The following is an 18,524-nucleotide window of genomic DNA, read 5'->3' as shown; positions in this document are numbered from 1 at the left end:
GTCGGTGGCGGGTGGCAGGATCGGATGCATGTCCGACGCGCTGGATTCGACTCCCTATGACGCCCTGCTGTTGCTCTCGTTCGGTGGCCCGGAGGGCCCGGACGACGTCGTCCCGTTCCTGGAGAACGTGACGCGCGGGCGCGGCATCCCCACGGAGCGGCTGAAGGAGGTGGGGCAGCACTACTTCCTGTTCGGCGGGGTCAGCCCGATCAACGACCAGAACCGTGCGCTGCTCGACGCCCTGCGCAAGGACTTCGCGGAGCACGGCCTGGACCTGCCGGTCTACTGGGGCAACCGCAACTGGGCGCCCTATCTGACCGACACCCTGCGCGAGATGGTCGCCGACGGCCGCCGCCGCATCCTGACCCTCGCCACCAGCGCGTACGCCTCGTACTCGGGCTGCCGCCAGTACCGCGAGAACCTCGCGGAGTCCCTCGCCGTCCTGGCGTCCGAGGGCCTGGAGCTGCCGAAGGTCGACAAGCTGCGGCACTACTTCAACCACCCGGGCTTCGTCCGCCCCATGATCGACGGCGTCCTGAAGTCCCTCGCCGAACTCCCCGAGGACGTACGGGAGGGGGCGCACCTGGCCTTCACCACGCACTCCATCCCGACCGCCGCGGCGGACACCTCCGGCCCGGTGGAGGAGCACGGCGACGGCGGCGCGTACGTCAGGGAGCACCTGGACGTGGCCCGGCTGATCGCCGAAGCCGTCCGCGAGGAGACCGGCGTCGCGCACCCCTGGCAGCTCGTCTACCAGTCGCGCAGCGGCGCCCCGCACATCCCGTGGCTGGAGCCGGACATCTGCGACCACCTGGAGGAGCGGCACGCGGCCGGCGTCCCCGCCGTGGTCATGGTCCCCATCGGCTTCGTCTCGGACCACATGGAGGTCCTGTACGACCTCGACACCGAGGCCGAGGCCAAGGCGGCGGAGCTGGGGCTTTTGGTGCGCCGCTCGCCGACCGTCGGCGCCGACCCGCGCTTCGCCTCGGCCATCAGGGAACTGGTCCTGGAGCGGGCCGCCGCGGAGAGCGGCGCGGCCGTCACCCCGTGCGCCCTGGGCTCCCTCGGCGCCAGCCACGACCTGTGCCCGGTGGGCTGCTGTCCCGCCCGCGCCCCCAAGCCCGCGGCCGCGGGTGCCGACAGCCCGTACGCGTAAGGAACCCCGAGGTAACGCTGTGACCGACGTGACCGCCCTCAAGGCAGAACTCCTCCGCGTCGCCCTGGAGGCCGCCCACCGCGCCGGCGCCTTCCTGCGCGACGGCCGCCCCGACGACCTCGGCGTGGCCGCCACCAAGTCCAGCGCCGTGGACGTCGTCACCGAGATGGACATCGCCTCCGAGAAACTGATCACCGGCTTCCTCGCCGAGCACAGGCCGGACGACGGAGTGCTCGGCGAGGAGGGCGCGAGCTTCGAGGGCAGCAGCGGGATCCAGTGGGTCGTCGACCCCATCGACGGCACCGTCAACTACCTGTACGGGCGTCCCGACTGGTCCGTGTCCATCGCCGCCCGCAAGGACGGCGAGACCCTCGTCGGGGTCGTGCACGCCCCGATGCGCGGGGAGACGTGCCGCGCGGTGCTCGGCGAGGGCACCTTCCTCAACGACGCGCCCGTCCGCGTGCGCCCCGCGCCCTCCCTCGACCAGGCGCTGGTCGGCACCGGCTTCGGGTACATCACCGAGCGCCGCGTCCGGCAGGCCGAGGTCGCCCGGCAGCTGATCCCGCGGGTGCGGGACATCCGGCGCGCCGGCTCCGCCGCGATCGACCTGTGCGACGTGGCGGCCGGGCGGCTCGACGCGTACTACGAGCGCGGCCTCAACCCCTGGGACTACGCGGCCGGTGAGCTCGTCGCCCGGGAGGCGGGCGCGCTGACCGGTGGCCGCCCCGGAGAGGCCCTCTCGGGCGAGCTGGCCGTCGCGGCCCCGCCCGCCCTCTTCGAGACGCTCCAGGGCCTCCTGGAGGACCTCGGCGCCTGGCACGACTGACCCACACAGGATCCCCGCACACACGAGCGGAGGCTCCCCGCACACACGAAAGGGCCCCGACACCTCGTCCCACAGGTGTCGGGGCCCTTCCGCGTGTGTAGCGGGACGTCGGTCAGGCCTGCAGAGCGCCCACCTCGACGCCGTGCTCGGCCGCCAGGCGGTGGAGATCTTCCAGCTCCGCCAGCTCGACCTCGGCAAGGAAGTCGTCGCCCGTCTCACGGGCCTTCGTGAGGTCGGACTCCGTGGCCTCTATGCGCTGCAGCAGTCCTGCGGTGAATGCGTCCATGGTTGCGCCCCCTCGGCTGGGTCGTGGGTCGTCGGCACGGGGGTGTGCCTCAAAGAAGGGGCGATCACGTCTCAAGCCGCTCTGCGGAAAGCAGTTTGGGCGTGCCACATACAAAGCGTGATCGCGGGTGTAAAGCCGTCCTCCCCTCGCTCCCTTCCGCAGAAACCTCAACCGCCGGAGAAAATCCGGCATTCCCCGCTCCGGACGCGATGACAGGCCGTCTTACAGCCGGTTTATGGCCGAAAGGGGCAGGATGGAGCCCTACCCCCGAGAGACCGACAGACAGACATGCCCGCAAGGGGCACAGAGGAAGGACAGCGACGTGCGCGTACTCGTCGTCGAGGACGAGCAGCTGCTCGCCGATGCGGTGGCCACCGGACTGCGCCGGGAGGCCATGGCCGTCGACGTCGTGTACGACGGAGCGGCCGCCCTGGAGCGCATCGGCGTCAACGACTACGACGTCGTGGTGCTCGACCGGGACCTCCCGCTCGTCCACGGCGACGACGTCTGTCGCAAGATCGTCGAGCTCGGCATGCCGACCCGCGTCCTGATGCTCACCGCGTCGGGCGACGTCAGCGACCGCGTCGAGGGCCTGGAGATCGGCGCCGACGACTACCTCCCCAAGCCCTTCGCCTTCAGCGAGCTCACGGCACGCGTGCGTGCCCTCGGGCGGCGCACCAGCGTGCCGCTGCCGCCCGTCCTGGAGCGCGCCGGGATCAAGCTCGACCCCAACCGCCGCGAGGTCTTCCGCGAGGGCAAGGAGATCCAGCTGGCCCCCAAGGAGTTCGCCGTCCTCGAAGTGCTGCTGCGCAGCGAGGGCGCCGTGGTCTCCGCGGAGCAGCTCCTGGAGAAGGCCTGGGACGAGAACACCGACCCGTTCACCAACGTCGTCCGGGTGACCGTCATGACGCTGCGCCGCAAGCTCGGCGAGCCCGCCGTCATCGTGACGGTGCCGGGCTCCGGCTACCGGATCTGACCCCCGGTGGCCGCGACCCCGGCGCCACCAGGAGCGCCTCCGAAGCCCACGTGGGACCCGCGGAAGGTCGAACCGCCCTTCCCGTGGCTGCGCCCCACCATCCGTATACGGCTCACCCTGCTCTACGGCGGGATGTTCCTGATCGCGGGCATCCTGCTGCTCTCGATCATCTATCTGCTCGCCGCCCAGGCGCTGAACGTGGGCAGTGAGCTGCCCTTCACCGTCACCGGCAACAGCCAGGTGAGCAGCAGCACCTGCGCGAGCTTCCACGGGCTGCCCGAGCGTCCCTCCGAGGTACAGCTCAACGACGCCCTGAACGAGTGCGTCAACCAGGTGCGCCAGCACGCCCTGGACAACCTGCTCAGCCGCTCGCTGCTCGCCCTGCTCGGCCTCGCCGTGATCGCCTTCGCCTTCGGGTACGCGATGGCGGGCCGCGTGCTCTCGCCGCTCGGCCGCATCACGCGCACCGCGCGGCGGGTGGCCGGCACGGACCTGTCCCGCCGCATCGAGCTGGACGGGCCCGACGACGAGCTGAAGGAGCTCTCGGACACCTTCGACGAGATGCTGGACCGCCTGGAGCGGGCCTTCACCGCCCAGCAGCGGTTCGTGGGCAACGCCTCGCACGAGCTGCGCACGCCCCTGGCGATCAACCGCACGCTTCTGGAGGTGTCGCTCTCCGACCCGGGGGCGCCGCCCGAGCTCCATCAGCTCGGCAAGACCCTGCTCGCCACCAACGAGCGCAGTGAGCAGCTCGTGGAGGGCCTGCTGCTGCTCGCCCGCAGCGACAACCAGATCGTGGAGCGCAAACCGGTCGACCTCGCCGAGGTCGCCGACCGCGCGGTCGACCAGGTGCGCGCCGAGGCCGACGCGAAGGGCGTGGAGATCCGCGGGGAGCGCGCTCCGGCCGTCGTGCAGGGCAACGGCGTCCTCCTGGAGCGGATCGCCCTGAACCTCGTCCAGAACGCCGTGCGGTACAACGTGCCGGACGCGGGATGGGTCGAGGTCACCACGGAGGCCCAGCACGGCCAGGCGGTCCTGGTGGTGTCGAACACGGGCCCGGTGGTGCCCGCGTACGAGATCGACAACCTCTTCGAGCCGTTCCGGCGGCTGCGGACCGAGCGGACGGGCAGCGACAAGGGCGTCGGTCTCGGCCTGTCGATCGCCCGGTCGGTGGCGCGCGCCCACGGGGGCCGTATCATCGCGGAGCCGCGCGAGGGGGGAGGGCTCGTGATGCGAGTCACCCTTCCTCTCTGAGATGCTGCCGCGGACGCGCCGCGATGTTCGCTTTACGCGGAATTTTCGGACCTGTTCCCGGAGATTTCATGTGTGATCGATCACAGGGGCGAATTTTCGGCCATCTACTCTCCGTGATCGTGAAAGTCGTCGGAAAGCCGGGAAAATCCGGGTTTTCAGGGGTCTTGATCACGGGAAGTACACGGGGTGGCGCCTGTGAAGTGCGACATTCGGACCGTGTACGGTCCCGATCGCCATCCAAACCGATCACCTCTTCAGGGGTGCGGTTGGGTGTCGATTGAGTAACAGACCTTGATGTGAGGCAAAATCTCCGCCTCAGGTCGGGCACAAGTCCGGCCTCTCACGCGTTACGAGCGCTTGAGACACCGCAGACACCCAGAGGGGGAGAGCGACATGGCAACGGACTACGACACCCCACGTAAGACCGACGATGACGTCAACGAGGACAGCATCGAGGAACTCAAGGCACGGCGGAACGACAAGTCGACCTCGGCTGTCGACGTCGACGAGTTCGAGGCCGCCGAAGGCCTCGAGCTGCCCGGCGCCGACCTTTCCAACGAGGAGCTCGCGGTCCGCGTGCTCCCGAAGCAGCAGGACGAGTTCACCTGCATGAGCTGCTTCCTGGTGCACCACCGCAGTCAGCTGGCCCGCGAGAAGAACGGCCAGCCGATCTGCCGCGACTGCGACTGAGGCGGGGTCGGCCGTGACTGGCTCGACCCCGTCAAGGAAGCGCCGCTTCCGTAAGCGCGGAGCGGACATGGCCGGCGTCCCGGACGCCGGTGTGCGTGATGACGAGCGGGGCTCTTCCGAGCCCGGAGCAGCCTCGCTCGAGCCGGCGGACGCCCCTGTGGCGCTGCCGGACGAGGCGGCGGCCGGCAGGGCGCCCAGGACCACCCGGAAGGCGGGCGAGGCCACTGAGGCCGGGTCCAGGGGCCGCGTTGCCGCCGTCACGAGCGGAGTGATGCACGGCGTGCGCAAGGGCGGGCGCGGTGCCAAGGCCGGCATCGGTTATCTCGCCGACCGGCTCATCGAGAACGCCCCGCGGATCCCGGTCCGCGATCTGGCGACCCTCCGCAAGCAGTTCCCGGGCCTCGGCCCCGAGCAGCTCGCGGACAAACTCGTCGCGGGCGCCGCCAACGCCACGTCCACCGTGGGCGCGGGTGTGGGGGCCGCCGCGATGCTGCCGGTGCCGCCCGCGATGCCCGCCGAACTCGCGGCGGAGATCACCGGCGTCGCCGCCATAGAGCTGAAACTCATCGCCGAGCTGCACGAGGTCTACGGCCGACGGCCCGAAGGCAACCTCAAGCAGCGCAGCACGGCCTATCTGAACTCCTGGTCGGAGGAGCGTGGCGTCGAAGTCACCAAACCGGCCACCTTCAACACCGCGCTCGGCGGCCAGATGAAGCGCGAGCTGCGCCAGCAGATCATGAAGCGGATGGTCCGGAACCTGCCGAGCCTGATGCCCTTCATGGTGGGCGCCGCGGTCGGAGCGGTCATGAACCGCCGTGACACCAGGAAGCTGGCCGAGCGGATCCGCCGTGACCTGCGCAAGACCCAGGTGCCGTGGGACGCGCTGCCGGAGCTGCCGCCCCTGGAAAAGCCCGACGACCCGCTGCGGATGGGGGAGAGCCCCCGGGAGCTGGGGCGCTGACCGCGTCCGGCCTTGCGCCCTAGGCGCTCTCGCGCACCGACTTCAGCGCCGCCGCCAGCTCTTCCGGGTGGCGTGTGGAGACGTACACGTACGGGGTGGGGTCCTCCGGGTCCGTGATGTCCACGCGCAGCGCCGTGGGGATGTAGGCGCGCAGCAGCATGTAGGCGCGCGGGTCCGCCTTGTACGTGCGCCAGGCGCGCGTCTCCTCGCCCGTCAGGACCTCCGCGTCCCCCAGGGCCGACACCGGGATCTTCGCGTCCCCCGCGACCAGCGAGCCCGCCACCACCCGGATCCGCACCGCGCCGTACGCGCTGGTGACGACCGCTGCCACGGCCGTGCCGCCGACCAGGCCGCCGAGCAGCGGCAGCGTGCCGAACGGCAGCAGGATCAGGGCCATCGCGACGCCCACCAGGACCGAGGTGAACCACCACGAACGGGGCGCGGTCAGGCGTTCTTCATAAGGCTGCATGCGACCAAGCTTGGCACGGTGCGGTCGCCGCGCTGACGCGGAGGTAAGGTCTGCGCCTGTGAGTGGTACATCTGCAGCTCTGAAGCCCCCGGCCGACGCGACAGCGCCCGTCCGCCACCCCGACGCGCCCGCTCCCGGCGAGCTGATCGGCGCCCACTACGAACACTGTTTCGGCTGTGGCGAGGGCCAGGCACACGGACTGCACCTGGCCACGCGGGCCGGCGAGGGCGTGGCCGTCACCGCCGAGTTCACCGTGCGCGAGGCCCACCAGGGCGCGCCGGGCCTCGCCCACGGCGGCGTCCTCGCCACCGCGCTCGACGAGACGCTGGGCTCGCTGAACTGGCTGCTGCGGGTGATCGCCGTGACCGGCCGCCTGGAGACCGACTTCGTGCGGCCGGTGCCGCTCGGCACCGTGCTGTTCCTGGAGGCCGAGGTCACCGCCGTCGCCGGCCGGAAGATCTACTCGACCGCCACCGGCCGGCTCGGCGGCCCCGAGGGTCCCGTCGCGGTCCGCGCCGACGCCCTCTTCATCGAGGTGAAGGTCGACCACTTCATCGACAACGGCCGCCCGGAAGAGATCCAGGCCGCCATGAACAACCCGGACCAGGTCCGGCGCGCCCGCGCTTTCGAGGTGAACCCGTGACGTACCCGCACGAGCTGAACGTACTGATCAGGCGCGTCGACCCCGACGTACCGCTGCCGGCGTACGCGCAGCCCGGCGACGCGGGCGCCGATCTGCGGACGACCGAATCCCGCGAACTGGCGCCGGGTGAACGAGCGGTGCTGCCGACCGGGGTGTCCATCGCGCTCCCCGAGGGGTACGCGGCCTTCGTGCACCCCCGTTCGGGGCTCGCCGCCCGCTGCGGTGTCGCTCTGGTGAATGCCCCGGGGACGGTGGATGCCGGGTACCGTGGAGAGATCAAGGTGATCGTGGTGAATCTCGACCCGCGCGAGGCAGTGCGGTTCGAGCGCTTCGACCGGATTGCCCAACTGGTCGTCCAGCAGGTCGAGAAGGTTCGCTTCCAGGAGGTGGCGGAGCTTCCCGCATCGGCGCGGGCCGAGGGGGGCTTCGGGTCCACCGGTGGCCATGCTGCCGTGGGCGTCGGCTCGGGCGTGAGCCCGGTCGAACAAACGGGTGGGAATCGATACGCATCGGTCGTATCCGACCGGGAAGGACAGTGACGTGTTCGGACGTCGCAAGAAGGACAGCGCCGCCGAGGATGCGGCGGGCGCGGACGAGCAGGTCGTCGACGGCGTGGACAGCGATGACTCCGCTGACGCCGGCGCCGCGCGCTCGCGCGTGAGGCTCGAGCCCGAGCCCCGTCCCGACGGCCCCTGGGACCTCGCGGAGGTCCGTGAGCCCGGCGAGGGCCGGGTGGACCTCGGCGGGCTCTTCGTGCCGGGCGTCGAGGGCATGGAGCTGCGGGTGGAGGTCGCGGGCGACGCGATCGTCGCGGCCACCGTCGTGCTCCAGGACAGCGCCATCCAGCTGCAGGGCTTCGCCGCCCCCAAGAAGGAGGGCATCTGGGGCGAGGTCCGCGAGGAGATCGCCTCGGGCATCACCCAGCAGGGCGGTGTCATCGACGAGGTCGAGGGCCCCCTCGGCTGGGAGCTGCGCGCCCAGGTTCCGGTGCAGCTGCCCGACGGCACGGGTGGCGTGCAGGTCGTGCGCTTCATCGGCGTGGACGGCCCGCGCTGGTTCCTGCGCGGTGTGATCTCCGGCCAGGGCGCGGTGCAGCCGCAGGCCGCGGGTCTGCTCGAGCAGATCTTCCGGGACACGGTCGTGGTGCGCGGCGAGGGCCCGATGGCACCCCGCGACCCGATCGTCCTGAAGCTGCCGGACGACGCCCAGATGGTCGCCGAGAACGTGCAGCAGGAGCAGCAGGAGGGCTCGCGCTTCTCCGGTGGCATGGGGCAGCTGCAGCGCGGCCCCGAGATCACCGAGGTGCGCTGACCGCTCCTCGAACTCCCTTGTGGCCCGCGGCGGTTCCGGTTCATCCGGTGCCGCCGCGGGCCACATGTGTGTACGCCCGTGCGGTGTGCGGGTTCTCCGACGCCATGTCTTGACGGACGTCAGGTCCGTACCTATGGTCACGGGCCAACGCGCGTGTTCATAAAGGCGCTTGACGTTCACATACGAGAACCCGAGCTCTCTCATACGAGAACGGATGGTCCCCCCATGCCGTACGCCCCCGCCCCCGCACGCCTCCGCCGCCGCAGAGCCCGCCGCACCGCGGGCGCCGCCACCGTCGCCGCGGTCACCGCACTGATCGCCGGGTTCGTCGCCTGGCCCGGCGCCGACCGGGCCGAGGCGGCGCCCTCGGCTTTCGTCCACCCCGGAGTCACCGTCTCCCGCGGCCAGTTGGACTTCGCCCGCGAGAAGGTCGACGCGGGCGCCCAGCCCTGGAAGTCCGCCTACGACCAGATGATGGGCAGCAAGTACGCCTCCCTCTCGCGCACCCCCAAGCCCCGCGCGGTGGTGGAGTGCGGCTCGTACTCCGACCCCAACTACGGCTGCACGGACGAGCGCGAGGACGCGATAGCCGCGTACACCACCGCCCTCGCCTGGTACATCACGCGCGACGAGCGGTACGCGAAGAAGTCCATCGAGCTGATGGACGCCTGGTCGGCCACCCTCAAGGACCACACCAACAGCAACGCGCCGCTCCAGACCGGCTGGGCTGGCTCCAGCTGGCCGCGCGCCGCCGAGATCATCAAGTACACGTACACGGGGAACTGGGCCAACTCGGGCCGCTTCGGCACCATGTTGCGCACCGTCTACCTCCCCGAGGTCATCAACGGCTCCAACTCCAACGGGAACTGGGAGCTCTCGATGATGGAGGCCGCCGTCGGCATCTCCGTCTTCCTGGAGGACAAGGCGTCGTACGACAAGGCGATGGCGACGTTCCGCACGCGCACGGCCGCGTACGTCTACCTCGCCTCCGACGGCGCGCTGCCCAGGACCGTGCCCGGTCAGCACCTCGACACCCGCGACAAGATCGTCAAGTACTGGCAGGGCCAGGGCACGTTCACCACCGGCCTCACCCAGGAGACCTGCCGCGACTTCACCCACACCGGGTACGGCCTCTCCGCGATCTCCCACGTGGCCGAGACCAGCCGCATCCAGGGCCAGGACCTCTACGGCACGGACGTCGGCGAGCGGCTGCGCCAGGGGCTCGGCTTCCAGGCCAGGTACGAGCTGGGGGAGGCGCCCCCGGCCTCACTCTGCAAGGGCACCGTCCACCGCGGCCTCGGGCCCGTCACCGAGGTCGGCTACAACGCCCTCGCCGGCCGCCTCGGCCAGCCCATGACCAACACCCAAAAGCTCACGGAACAGAATCGTCCGGCGGGCTCCAACAACCTCTTCGTCGCCTGGGAGACCCTGACGCACGCCGCCAATCCGCGCTGACCCCGCCGCGTACCGCCGACCCTGATGCGGGCACCCCCGCCCGCATCAGGGTTGTGTCAAGGACCGCACCCCCGTGCCCCCTCGCCCGTAATGCCGGAATTGTTGGCCGTAAGGTCGACGCTGCGTACACAGCAGTTTCGGGAAGACAATGAGGCCATGGCACGCGGCAAGCTACGGATCTACCTCGGTGCGGCACCGGGCGTCGGCAAGACGTACGCCATGCTCTCCGAGGCGCACCGCCGTACCGAACGCGGCACCGACTGCGTCGTCGCCTTCGTGGAGCACCACGGCAGGCCGCGCACCGAGGTGATGCTGACCGGCCTCGAACAGGTGACCCGCAGGGACCTGGAGTACCGCGGCACGGTCTTCACCGAGATGGACGTCGACGAGGTCCTGCGGCGCGCCCCCGCCGTCGCCCTGGTCGACGAGCTCGCCCACACCAACGTCCCCGGCTCGCGCAACGCCAAGCGCTGGCAGGACGTCGAGGAGCTCCTCGCGGCCGGCATCGACGTCGTCTCGACGGTCAACATCCAGCACCTGGAGTCCCTCGGCGACGTCGTCGAGTCGATCACCGGCGTGCGCCAGCGCGAGACCGTCCCCGACGAGGTGGTGCGCCGGGCCGACCAGATCGAGCTGGTCGACATGTCGCCCGAGGCGCTGCGCCGCCGCATGGCGCACGGCAACGTCTACCAGTCCGACCGCATCGACGCCTCCCTGTCCAACTACTTCCGGCCCGGCAACCTCACGGCGCTGCGCGAGCTCGCGCTGCTCTGGGTCGCCGACCGCGTCGACGAGTACCTCCAGCAGTACCGGGGCGAGCACAACATCCGCTCCACCTGGCAGGCCCGCGAGCGCATCGTCGTCGGCCTGACCGGCGGACCCGAGGGCCGCACCCTGATCAGACGCGCCTCCCGGATGGCCGCCAAGGGCTCCGGCAGTGAGATCCTCGCCGTCTACATCGCCCGCAGCGACGGCCTGACCGGCGCGTCCCCCAAGGAACTCGCCGTCCAGCGCACCCTGGTCGAGGACCTCGGCGGCACCTTCCACCACGTCATCGGCGACGACATACCGGCCGCGCTCCTGGACTTCGCGCGCGGCGTCAACGCCACCCAGATCGTCCTCGGCTCCTCACGCCGCAAGACCTGGCAGTACGTCTTCGGGCCCGGCGTCGGCGCGACCGTCGCCCGCGACTCGGGGCCCGACCTGGACGTGCACATCGTCACGCACGGCGAGGTCGCCAAGGGGCGCGGGCTGCCGGTCGCCCGCGGGGCCCGGCTCGGCCGCTCCCGGGTCAGCTGGGGCTGGCTGGTCGGCGTCGCGGGACCGGCCCTGCTGACCGTGCTGCTCACCCACGTCGACGCCGACCTCGGCCTCGCCAACGACATGCTGCTGTTCCTGACGCTGACGGTCGCCGCGGCGCTGGTGGGCGGGCTGCTCCCGGCGCTCGCGTCCGCGGCGTTCGGTTCGCTGCTGCTCAACTACTACTTCACGCCACCGCTGCACCTGTGGACGGTCTCCGACAACAACAACATCGTGGCGATCGCCGTCTTCGTGGGCGTCGCCGTGTCGGTGGCGTCCGTGGTGGACCTCGCCGCCCGGCGCACCGCCCAGGCCGCCCGGCTGCGGGCGGAGGCGGAGATACTGTCCTTCCTCGCCGGCAGCGTGCTGCGCGGCGAGACCAGCCTGGAGGCCCTCCTGGAGCGGGTCCGGGAGACCTTCGCCATGGACTCCGTCGCCCTCCTGGAGCGCGCGGGCGACAACGACCCCTGGACCTGCGCCGGCAGCGCGGGCGACGGCCGCCCGCTGACCCGCCCCGAGGAGGCCGACGTCGACATGCCGGTCGGCGACCACATGGCGCTCGCTCTCTCCGGCCGCGTCCTGCCCGCGGAGGACCGCCGCGTCCTCGCCGCCTTCGCCGCGCAGGCCGCCGTCGTCCTGGACCGTCAGCGCCTGCAGTCCGAGGCCGACCAGGCCCGCACCCTCGCCGAGGGCAACCGCATCCGCACCGCCCTGCTCGCCGCCGTCAGCCACGACCTGCGCACCCCCCTCGCGGGCATCAAGGCGGCCGTGTCCTCGCTGCGCTCCGACGACGTGGAGTGGTCCGAGGAGGACGAGGCCGAGCTCCTGGAGGGCATCGAGGCGGGCGCCGACCGCCTGGAGCACCTCGTCGGCAACCTCCTTGACATGTCCCGCCTGCAGACCGGCACCGTCACCCCGCTGATCCGCGAGGTCGACCTCGACGAGGTCGTCCCCATGGCGCTCGGCGGCGTCCCCGACGGCAGCGCGGACCTCGACATCCCCGAGACGCTGCCGATGGTCGCCGTCGACAAGGGCCTCCTGGAGCGGGCGGTCGCCAACGTCGTCGAGAACGCCGTGAAGTACGCCCCCGACGGCGCCCCCGTCAAGGTCTCCGCCAGCGCCCTGGGCGAGCGCGTCGAGATACGCGTGGTGGACCGCGGGCCCGGTGTCCCCGACAGCGCCAAGGACCGCATCTTCGCCCCCTTCCAGCGCTACGGTGACGCTCCGCGCGGTGCCGGGGTGGGCCTCGGCCTCGCCGTCGCCCGCGGCTTCGCCGAGGCCATGGGCGGCACTCTCGCCGCCGAGGACACCCCCGGCGGCGGCCTGACCATGGTCCTCACCCTGCGGGCCGCGACCGGGCGGCCGACGGCCCGTCCCGAGCTCTCGGCCCAGGTCACCTCGTGACCCCGACGGGATGCTCGTGACCCCGAAGGGATGCAGGTGACCCCGAACAGATGCCAGAAAGGCAGGTACGCATGACCCGGGTGCTCGTGGTCGACGACGAGCCGCAGATCGTACGCGCCCTCGTGATCAACCTGAAGGCGCGCAAGTACGAGGTGGACTCGGCCCCCGACGGCGCCACCGCGCTGCAGGTCGCCGCCGCCCGCCACCCCGACGTGATCGTGCTCGACCTCGGTCTGCCCGACATGGACGGGGTGGAGGTCATCAGGGGGCTGCGCGGCTGGACGCGCGTGCCGATCCTGGTCCTGTCCGCCCGGCACAGCTCGGACGAGAAGGTCGAGGCGCTGGACGCGGGCGCCGACGACTACGTGACCAAGCCCTTCGGCATGGACGAGCTCCTCGCCCGGCTGCGCGCCGCCGTGCGCAGGGCGGAGCCCACCGGGCCCGGTGAGGGCGACGTGCTGGTCGACACCGGGGACTTCTCCGTCGACCTCGCCGCGAAGAAAGTCAACCGCGCGGGCCGCGACGTACGCCTCACGCCCACGGAGTGGCACCTCCTGGAGGTCCTGGTGCGCAACACCGGCCGCCTGGTCAGCCAGAAGCAGCTGCTCCAGGAGGTCTGGGGGCCCTCGTACGGCACGGAGACGAACTACCTGCGCGTCTACATGGCGCAGCTGCGCCGCAAGCTGGAGACGGACCCGGCGCACCCGCGCCACTTCATCACGGAGCCCGGCATGGGATACCGGTTCGAGAAGTGACGGGCTGAGAAGTGGCGGGCTGCGAGGTGACGGGCTGAGAAGTGACCGGATTAATTGCTTCAGCGGGGGTCGCAGCGGGTACTGAGCGGACATAAGCACAGATGAGCGCACCGCTTACCGCAGTGTCGGCGCCCCCCGGTACGCTTCTTGTATGAGTGCTGTTCCTGGTTCCGAAAAGCCGGCGGGCCGTTTCCGGCGCATGCTCGACCGGCTCTCCTCCTCCCAGGAGGACCTGGAGTCGGAGGAGCTGCGCGAGGACGCCGAGACGGCCGGGTGCGTCCGTATCGGCGACTGCCAGGACCGCCAGATCGTCACGGTTACTGGTACCTTGCGCACGGTCACTCTGCGGCCACGCGCCGGGGTCCCCGCCCTGGAGGCCGAGCTTTTCGACGGCTCGGCGGCGTTGGACGTGGTGTGGCTGGGCAGGCGCTCCATCGTGGGGATAGAACCGGGGCGCAAGCTGATCGCGTCGGGCCGGATCTCGATGAGCCGGGGCCGCCGGGTGCTCTTCAACCCCAAGTACGAACTCAGACCCCTCGGACGGGAGTAGCCGGTGACGTCCCTCGACAAGCCGACGGACCACGGGAAGACGGATCAGGACGCCGATTCCCGGGCCGTGACCGAGGCAGCGCTCTTCGAAGCCTTCGGCGGCGTGCGGGGCATGGTGGAGACGGTCGTTCCCGGCCTGCTCTTCGTGACCATCTTCACGATCAACAAGGACCTGCACATGTCGGCCATCGCGGCCCTCGCGGTGTCCCTGGTGCTCGTGGTGGTCCGCCTGGTCATGAGGGACACCGTCAAGCACGCCTTCAGCGGTGTCTTCGGCGTCGTCTTCGGTGTGGTCTTCGCGATGATGACCGGCAACGCCAAGGACTTCTACCTGCCGGGCATGCTCTACACCCTGGGCCTCGCCCTCGCGTACATGATCACGACCCTTGCGGGCGCCCCGCTGATCGGCCTGATCCTCGGCCCGGTCTTCAAGGAGAACCTCTCCTGGCGCACCCGCAACCCCGGCCGCAAGAAGGCCTACGCGAAGGCCAGCTGGGCCTGGGGCCTGATCCTGCTCGCCAAGTGCGCGATCCTCTTCCCGCTGTACTGGTGGGGGGACACCACGCAGTTCGGCTGGGTCCTGGTCGCCCTGAAGATCCCGCCGTTCCTGCTCGCCGTCTACCTCACCTGGGTCTTCCTGGCGAAGGCCCCGCCGCCCATCGACGTGTTCGCGGAGATGGAGGCCGAGGAGGAGGCCCAGAAGGCCCGCGAGGCGGAGCGGGAGCGGGAGCGCCGCGAGGTCTAGGTCCGGCTCACCGGACCGGTTCCGTCCGCCAGGTGACCGGCAGTTCGCGGACCCCGTAGATGTTCATGTCGGTCCTGAGCCGCACCTGGCCGGCGGGGACGGCCAGCTCCAGGTCCGGGAAGCGGCGCAGCAGACTCCGCAGACCGACGCGCATCTCGACGCGGGCCAGTTGCTGGCCGAGGCACTGGTGGACACCGTGACCGAAGGCGAGGTGGCCGCGGGCGGTGCGGTGGATGTCCAGGGCGTCGGGAGCGTCGAAGCGCTTGGGGTCACGGTCGGCGACCAGCAGTGAGACGACGACGGTCGATCCCTTCTTGATGATCTTTCCGCCGAGCTCGATGTCCTCCGTGGCGTAGCGGTAGAAGATGTCGGCCACGGAGAGGTGGCGCAGGAGCTCCTCGACCGCGCCGGGCAGCAGGCCGGGGTCCGCGCGCAGGTCGGCCAGTTGGTCGGGGTGTTCCAGGAGCGCGAAGGTGCCGAGGGCCAGCATGTTGGCGGTGGTCTCGTGGCCGGCGAGGAGCAGCAGGAAGGCCATGCCTGTCAGTTCCTCGACGCCGAGGTCGTCGTGGCGGGCCAGGTCGGACAGCAGGTCGTCGCCGGGGTCGGCGCGCTTCGCGGTGACCAGCTCGGCCAGGTAGGCCATCATCGCCCCGTACGCGGCCATCTTCGTGTCCAGCTCCACCTCCCGCTCCATGAACGTGGCGGAGTGGGCCCGGAAGCTCTCCCGGTCCTGTGCGGGGACGCCGAGCAGTTCGCAGATCACCAGGGACGGCACCGGCAGCGCGAACTCCTTGACCAGGTCGACGGGCGGGGCCAGCCGCGCCATCTCGTCCAGCCGCCGCTCGGCGATGCCGACGACGCTCTGCTCCAGCTGCTGCATGCGCCGGACGGTGAAGGCGCCGGTGAGTCTGCGGCGCAGCCGGGTGTGGTCCGGCGGGTCCATGGCGATGAACACGCCGGGAAGCTGCGGCGAGGGCTCGGTCACGGCGGGCATGCCGGGTATTCCGTACGGGACGTGGAGCGGGCCGATGTCCTGGCGGGAGCTGAACCGGTGGTCGGCCAGGAGCCGGCGTACGGCGTCGTGGCCGGTGACGAGCCAGCCCTCGTGACCGTCGGGGAACAGCAGGGGGCTGACCGGGCGGGCCTCGCGCAGCCGGGTGATCGCGCGGGGCGGGGCGAAGGGGCCCGCGTCGCGCTCCATGGGCAGACCGCGCGGCACGGGGACCGGATCACTCATCGGGCTTCCTTTCGGGGCGGGGCCGCCGGCGGTGGCTGCGGCGGTGGTGCGGCTCCGGTGTCCGCCCGGGACTGCGCGTCGCGGTGGGGCGACCGGTGTCGCACGGCAGGCTAGTGCCATGCCATCGCCCGGTGGGCCCCCTCGGACATACGCGGAGGGGGCGCCCGAAGTCTCCGGGCGCCCCCTCCGTACGTACCGCCGAAAAGCCTCAGCCCACCGCGTCCTCGCGGCGTACCGACAGCAGGTCCTCCAGCTGTTCCTCGCGGGCCTGGGCCGCGACGAAGAGGAGTTCGTCGCCCGCCTCCAGGGAGTCGTCCGCGGTCGGCGCGAGGACGCGGGTGCCGCGGATGATCGTGACCAGCGAGGTGTCCTCGGGCCACTGGACGTCGCCGACCTGCGTGCCCGCGAGCGCCGACTCGGGCGGCAGCGTCAGCTCGACGAGGTTCGCGTCGCCGTGGCTGAAGCGGAGCAGGCGCACGAGGTCGCCGACGCTCACCGCCTCCTCGACGAGCGCGGACATCAGACGCGGCGTGGAGACCGCGACGTCGACGCCCCAGGACTCGTTGAAGAGCCACTCGTTCTTGGGGTTGTTGACGCGGGCGACGACGCGCGGGACGCCGTACTCGGTCTTCGCGAGCAGCGAGACGACGAGGTTGACCTTGTCGTCGCCGGTGGCCGCGATGACCACGTTGCAGCGCTGCAGCGCCGCCTCGTCCAGGGACGTGATCTCGCAGGCGTCGGCGAGCAGCCACTCGGCCTGCGGCACGCGCTCGACGGAGATGGCCGTCGGCGCCTTGTCGATGAGCAGGACCTCGTGGCCGTTCTCCAGGAGCTCACCGGCGATGGAGCGCCCCACGGCGCCGGCTCCGGCAATGGCGACCCTCATCAGTGACCGCCTTCCTCGGGGCCTTCGGCGAACGCCGCTTCGACCTTGTCGACCTGGTCGGTGCGCATCATGACGTGCACCAGATCGCCCTCCTGCAGGACCGTCTGCGAGGTCGGCAGGACCGCCTCGCCCAGCCGGGTGAGGAAGGCCACGCGTACGCCGGTCTCCTCCTGGAGCTGGCTGATCTTGTGCCCGATCCAGGCCGACGACGCGTGCACCTCGGCGAGCTGCACGCCGCCGGTGGGGTCGCGCCACAGCGGCTCCGCGCCGGACGGCAGCAGCCGGCGCAGCATCTGGTCGGCGGTCCAGCGGACCGTGGCGACCGTCGGGATGCCCAGGCGCTGGTAGACCTCGGCGCGGCGCGGGTCGTAGATGCGGGCCGCGACGTTCTCGATGCCGAACATCTCGCGGGCCACCCGGGCCGCGATGATGTTGGAGTTGTCGCCGCTGGAGACGGCGGCGAAGGCGCCCGCCTCCTCGATGCCGGCCTCGCGCAGGGTGTCCTGGTCGAAGCCGACGCCGGTCACCCGGCGGCCGCCGAACCCGGAGCCGAGCCGGCGGAAGGCCGTGGGGTCCTGGTCGACGACGGCGACCGTGTGCCCCTGTTGTTCGAGATTCTGGGCGAGCGCGGACCCGACTCTGCCGCAGCCCATGATGACGATGTGCACCTGTTTCTTACCCCGCACTCCTGGTCATCCCGCTGACCTGCGAAAACATCGGGCTCACTCTTCTCTCTCAGTCTGCTGGCACGAACGGGGCAACAGCGTGCGGCGTTGCCAAGAGACGAGCTTAAGCCGCAACCCCTCCCGCGCACTCACCCACGGTGGGCGCGGGGGACGCGGAGGGGTACGCGGGGGCACGGGGGTGCTCGGTCCGGGTGCTCGGTCCGGGGGCTCAGTCCACGCTGCGGAGCAGACCCTCGACCTTCTCCAGGCGGTGGCCGAGCTCGACGAGCTGCAGACGGTTCGCCTCCTGCTCGGACCTGGCCCGCTCGACGGCCTCGCGGTAGCCGTTCATGGCGTCTGCGTACTGCCGGTCGCGTTCCTTGTTGCGCTGCGTCTGGAAGTACGCGACCGAGACGACCGCGCCGGCGAGTATCAGGAAAAAGGCAACCGGGATGATCACGTCGCCCACTAGGACGTCCCCCTCGATGAGTGCTGCTCGTCCGCTCCCGGCGGCTGCTGCCGCAGGGCGGCGACGATCGTATCCACGTTCAACCGGACGTCGAACGGCGCCAGTTCGAAGTACTTGAGCGCCTTGCCGTCGTCGGACAGCTCCAGGCGGCCGACGACGAGGCCGGCCTTCTCCATGCGTTCGAGATGCATGTAGAGCAGCGGGCGGGACACCCCGAGCCGCCGGGCCAGCTCGCTGACGTACAGCTGGCCGCCGGAGAGCTCGTTGATGATCCGGATGCGCTGCGCGTGACCCACCGCAGCGAGAAAAGCGAGCAGCTCCTCGCTGTCCATGGCCCGCCTTCGCGCTGGTCCCGAAACCTGTCAGCCAAGGCTTACGCATGGCGGGATCCGCTGTCAATCCGCTCTTGCCGGATGCGAATGACAGTTGACGGCTCATTCCTTCACCTGTCAGTCTCCGCTTACACATGAAGCATGGAGGGGGAACGA

21 protein-coding genes are annotated in these 18,524 nt (G+C 70.9%); 14 read left to right on the top strand and 7 right to left on the bottom strand.

Translation table 11 applies throughout. The features are described 5' to 3' along the window. Positions 1-28 precede the first annotated feature (28 nt). Entirely contained in the window at positions 29-1,156 is a 1,128-nt protein-coding gene (locus ACFYO9_RS20905) for a ferrochelatase (RefSeq protein ID WP_358777783.1), read from the top strand. Between the two features lie 19 nt (positions 1,157-1,175). After that, positions 1,176-1,982, top strand: coding sequence for an inositol monophosphatase family protein (locus ACFYO9_RS20900; RefSeq protein WP_358777782.1), 807 nt, complete (start codon positions 1,176-1,178; stop codon positions 1,980-1,982). A 112-nt stretch (positions 1,983-2,094) separates the two neighbouring features. On the opposite strand, the gene ACFYO9_RS20895 is transcribed toward ACFYO9_RS20900, so the two are convergent. Next, complete coding sequence (locus tag ACFYO9_RS20895) at positions 2,095-2,268, bottom strand: hypothetical protein (protein ID WP_355804484.1); 174 nt, start codon at positions 2,266-2,268, stop codon at positions 2,095-2,097. Positions 2,269-2,590: 322 nt separating this feature from the next. Here ACFYO9_RS20895 and ACFYO9_RS20890 point away from each other — a divergent pair, with 322 nt between their 5' ends. The 4 genes from ACFYO9_RS20890 (at position 2,591) to ACFYO9_RS20875 (ending at position 6,149) form a co-directional block, all read left to right on the top strand. Next, the gene (locus ACFYO9_RS20890; RefSeq protein WP_055563081.1) at positions 2,591-3,244 is read left to right on the top strand and encodes a response regulator transcription factor; all 654 of its coding nucleotides are present in this window, start codon (positions 2,591-2,593) and stop codon (positions 3,242-3,244) included. Between the two features lie 6 nt (positions 3,245-3,250). Further along, entirely contained in the window at positions 3,251-4,498 is a 1,248-nt protein-coding gene (locus tag ACFYO9_RS20885; protein WP_355804486.1) for a HAMP domain-containing sensor histidine kinase, read from the top strand. Between the two features lie 393 nt (positions 4,499-4,891). Next, complete coding sequence (locus ACFYO9_RS20880) at positions 4,892-5,188, top strand: DUF4193 domain-containing protein (protein ID WP_055544889.1); 297 nt, start codon at positions 4,892-4,894, stop codon at positions 5,186-5,188. 13 nt (positions 5,189-5,201) lie between these two features. Further along, entirely contained in the window at positions 5,202-6,149 is a 948-nt protein-coding gene (locus ACFYO9_RS20875; RefSeq protein ID WP_358777781.1) for a hypothetical protein, read from the top strand. A gap of 19 nt (positions 6,150-6,168) precedes the next feature. On the opposite strand, the gene ACFYO9_RS20870 is transcribed toward ACFYO9_RS20875, so the two are convergent. Beyond that, positions 6,169-6,618, bottom strand: coding sequence for a DUF3093 domain-containing protein (locus tag ACFYO9_RS20870; RefSeq protein WP_358705912.1), 450 nt, complete (start codon positions 6,616-6,618; stop codon positions 6,169-6,171). Positions 6,619-6,676: 58 nt separating this feature from the next. Here ACFYO9_RS20870 and ACFYO9_RS20865 point away from each other — a divergent pair, with 58 nt between their 5' ends. The 8 genes from ACFYO9_RS20865 to ACFYO9_RS20830 all read left to right on the top strand — a co-directional run bounded on the left by ACFYO9_RS20865 (position 6,677) and on the right by ACFYO9_RS20830 (position 14,779). Next, positions 6,677-7,261 carry a PaaI family thioesterase gene (locus ACFYO9_RS20865; RefSeq protein WP_358705914.1) on the top strand — a complete coding sequence of 195 codons (585 nt, stop codon included), beginning with the start codon at positions 6,677-6,679 and terminating at the stop codon, positions 7,259-7,261. Beyond that, positions 7,258-7,800: a dUTP diphosphatase gene (gene dut, locus ACFYO9_RS20860; RefSeq protein ID WP_355804495.1), complete on the top strand. Its 543-nt coding sequence runs from the start codon at positions 7,258-7,260 to the stop codon at positions 7,798-7,800. The genes ACFYO9_RS20865 and dut overlap by 4 nt, the downstream gene beginning before the upstream one ends. A gap of 1 nt (position 7,801) precedes the next feature. Beyond that, positions 7,802-8,572 (top strand): DUF3710 domain-containing protein, encoded by a 771-nt coding sequence (locus tag ACFYO9_RS20855; protein ID WP_355804497.1) that lies wholly within the window; start codon positions 7,802-7,804, stop codon positions 8,570-8,572. Positions 8,573-8,797: 225 nt separating this feature from the next. After that, positions 8,798-10,027, top strand: coding sequence for an alginate lyase family protein (locus ACFYO9_RS20850; protein ID WP_358777780.1), 1,230 nt, complete (start codon positions 8,798-8,800; stop codon positions 10,025-10,027). 156 nt (positions 10,028-10,183) lie between these two features. Then, the gene (locus ACFYO9_RS20845) at positions 10,184-12,730 is read left to right on the top strand and encodes a sensor histidine kinase KdpD (RefSeq protein WP_358777779.1); all 2,547 of its coding nucleotides are present in this window, start codon (positions 10,184-10,186) and stop codon (positions 12,728-12,730) included. Positions 12,731-12,801: 71 nt separating this feature from the next. Next, the gene (locus ACFYO9_RS20840; protein ID WP_355806220.1) at positions 12,802-13,485 is read left to right on the top strand and encodes a response regulator; all 684 of its coding nucleotides are present in this window, start codon (positions 12,802-12,804) and stop codon (positions 13,483-13,485) included. A 151-nt stretch (positions 13,486-13,636) separates the two neighbouring features. Beyond that, positions 13,637-14,035, top strand: coding sequence for an OB-fold nucleic acid binding domain-containing protein (locus tag ACFYO9_RS20835; RefSeq protein WP_355804503.1), 399 nt, complete (start codon positions 13,637-13,639; stop codon positions 14,033-14,035). Positions 14,036-14,038: 3 nt separating this feature from the next. Next, positions 14,039-14,779, top strand: coding sequence for a DUF3159 domain-containing protein (locus ACFYO9_RS20830; protein WP_355804505.1), 741 nt, complete (start codon positions 14,039-14,041; stop codon positions 14,777-14,779). A gap of 7 nt (positions 14,780-14,786) precedes the next feature. Here ACFYO9_RS20830 and ACFYO9_RS20825 read toward each other — a convergent pair whose 3' ends face one another. From ACFYO9_RS20825 to ACFYO9_RS20805, 5 genes are all read right to left on the bottom strand, one after another. Beyond that, complete coding sequence (locus tag ACFYO9_RS20825; protein ID WP_358777778.1) at positions 14,787-16,016, bottom strand: cytochrome P450; 1,230 nt, start codon at positions 16,014-16,016, stop codon at positions 14,787-14,789. Between the two features lie 208 nt (positions 16,017-16,224). Next, positions 16,225-16,902 carry a TrkA family potassium uptake protein gene (locus ACFYO9_RS20820; RefSeq protein ID WP_062770899.1) on the bottom strand — a complete coding sequence of 226 codons (678 nt, stop codon included), beginning with the start codon at positions 16,900-16,902 and terminating at the stop codon, positions 16,225-16,227. Continuing rightward, entirely contained in the window at positions 16,902-17,570 is a 669-nt protein-coding gene (locus ACFYO9_RS20815; protein ID WP_055565843.1) for a TrkA family potassium uptake protein, read from the bottom strand. The genes ACFYO9_RS20820 and ACFYO9_RS20815 overlap by 1 nt, the downstream gene beginning before the upstream one ends. 226 nt (positions 17,571-17,796) lie before the next feature. Continuing rightward, positions 17,797-18,027: a hypothetical protein gene (locus ACFYO9_RS20810; RefSeq protein WP_355804510.1), complete on the bottom strand. Its 231-nt coding sequence runs from the start codon at positions 18,025-18,027 to the stop codon at positions 17,797-17,799. Between the two features lie 8 nt (positions 18,028-18,035). Further along, positions 18,036-18,368: a winged helix-turn-helix domain-containing protein gene (locus ACFYO9_RS20805; protein WP_355804512.1), complete on the bottom strand. Its 333-nt coding sequence runs from the start codon at positions 18,366-18,368 to the stop codon at positions 18,036-18,038. Between the last annotated feature and the right edge of the window lie 156 nt (positions 18,369-18,524).

This window comes from Streptomyces sp. NPDC005863 (genome assembly GCF_042871345.1).
In the GTDB taxonomy this organism is placed as follows: domain Bacteria; phylum Actinomycetota; class Actinomycetes; order Streptomycetales; family Streptomycetaceae; genus Streptomyces.
Note: the sequence above shows the minus strand (reverse complement) of the source record. Positions and strands in the feature narration are given on the sequence as shown.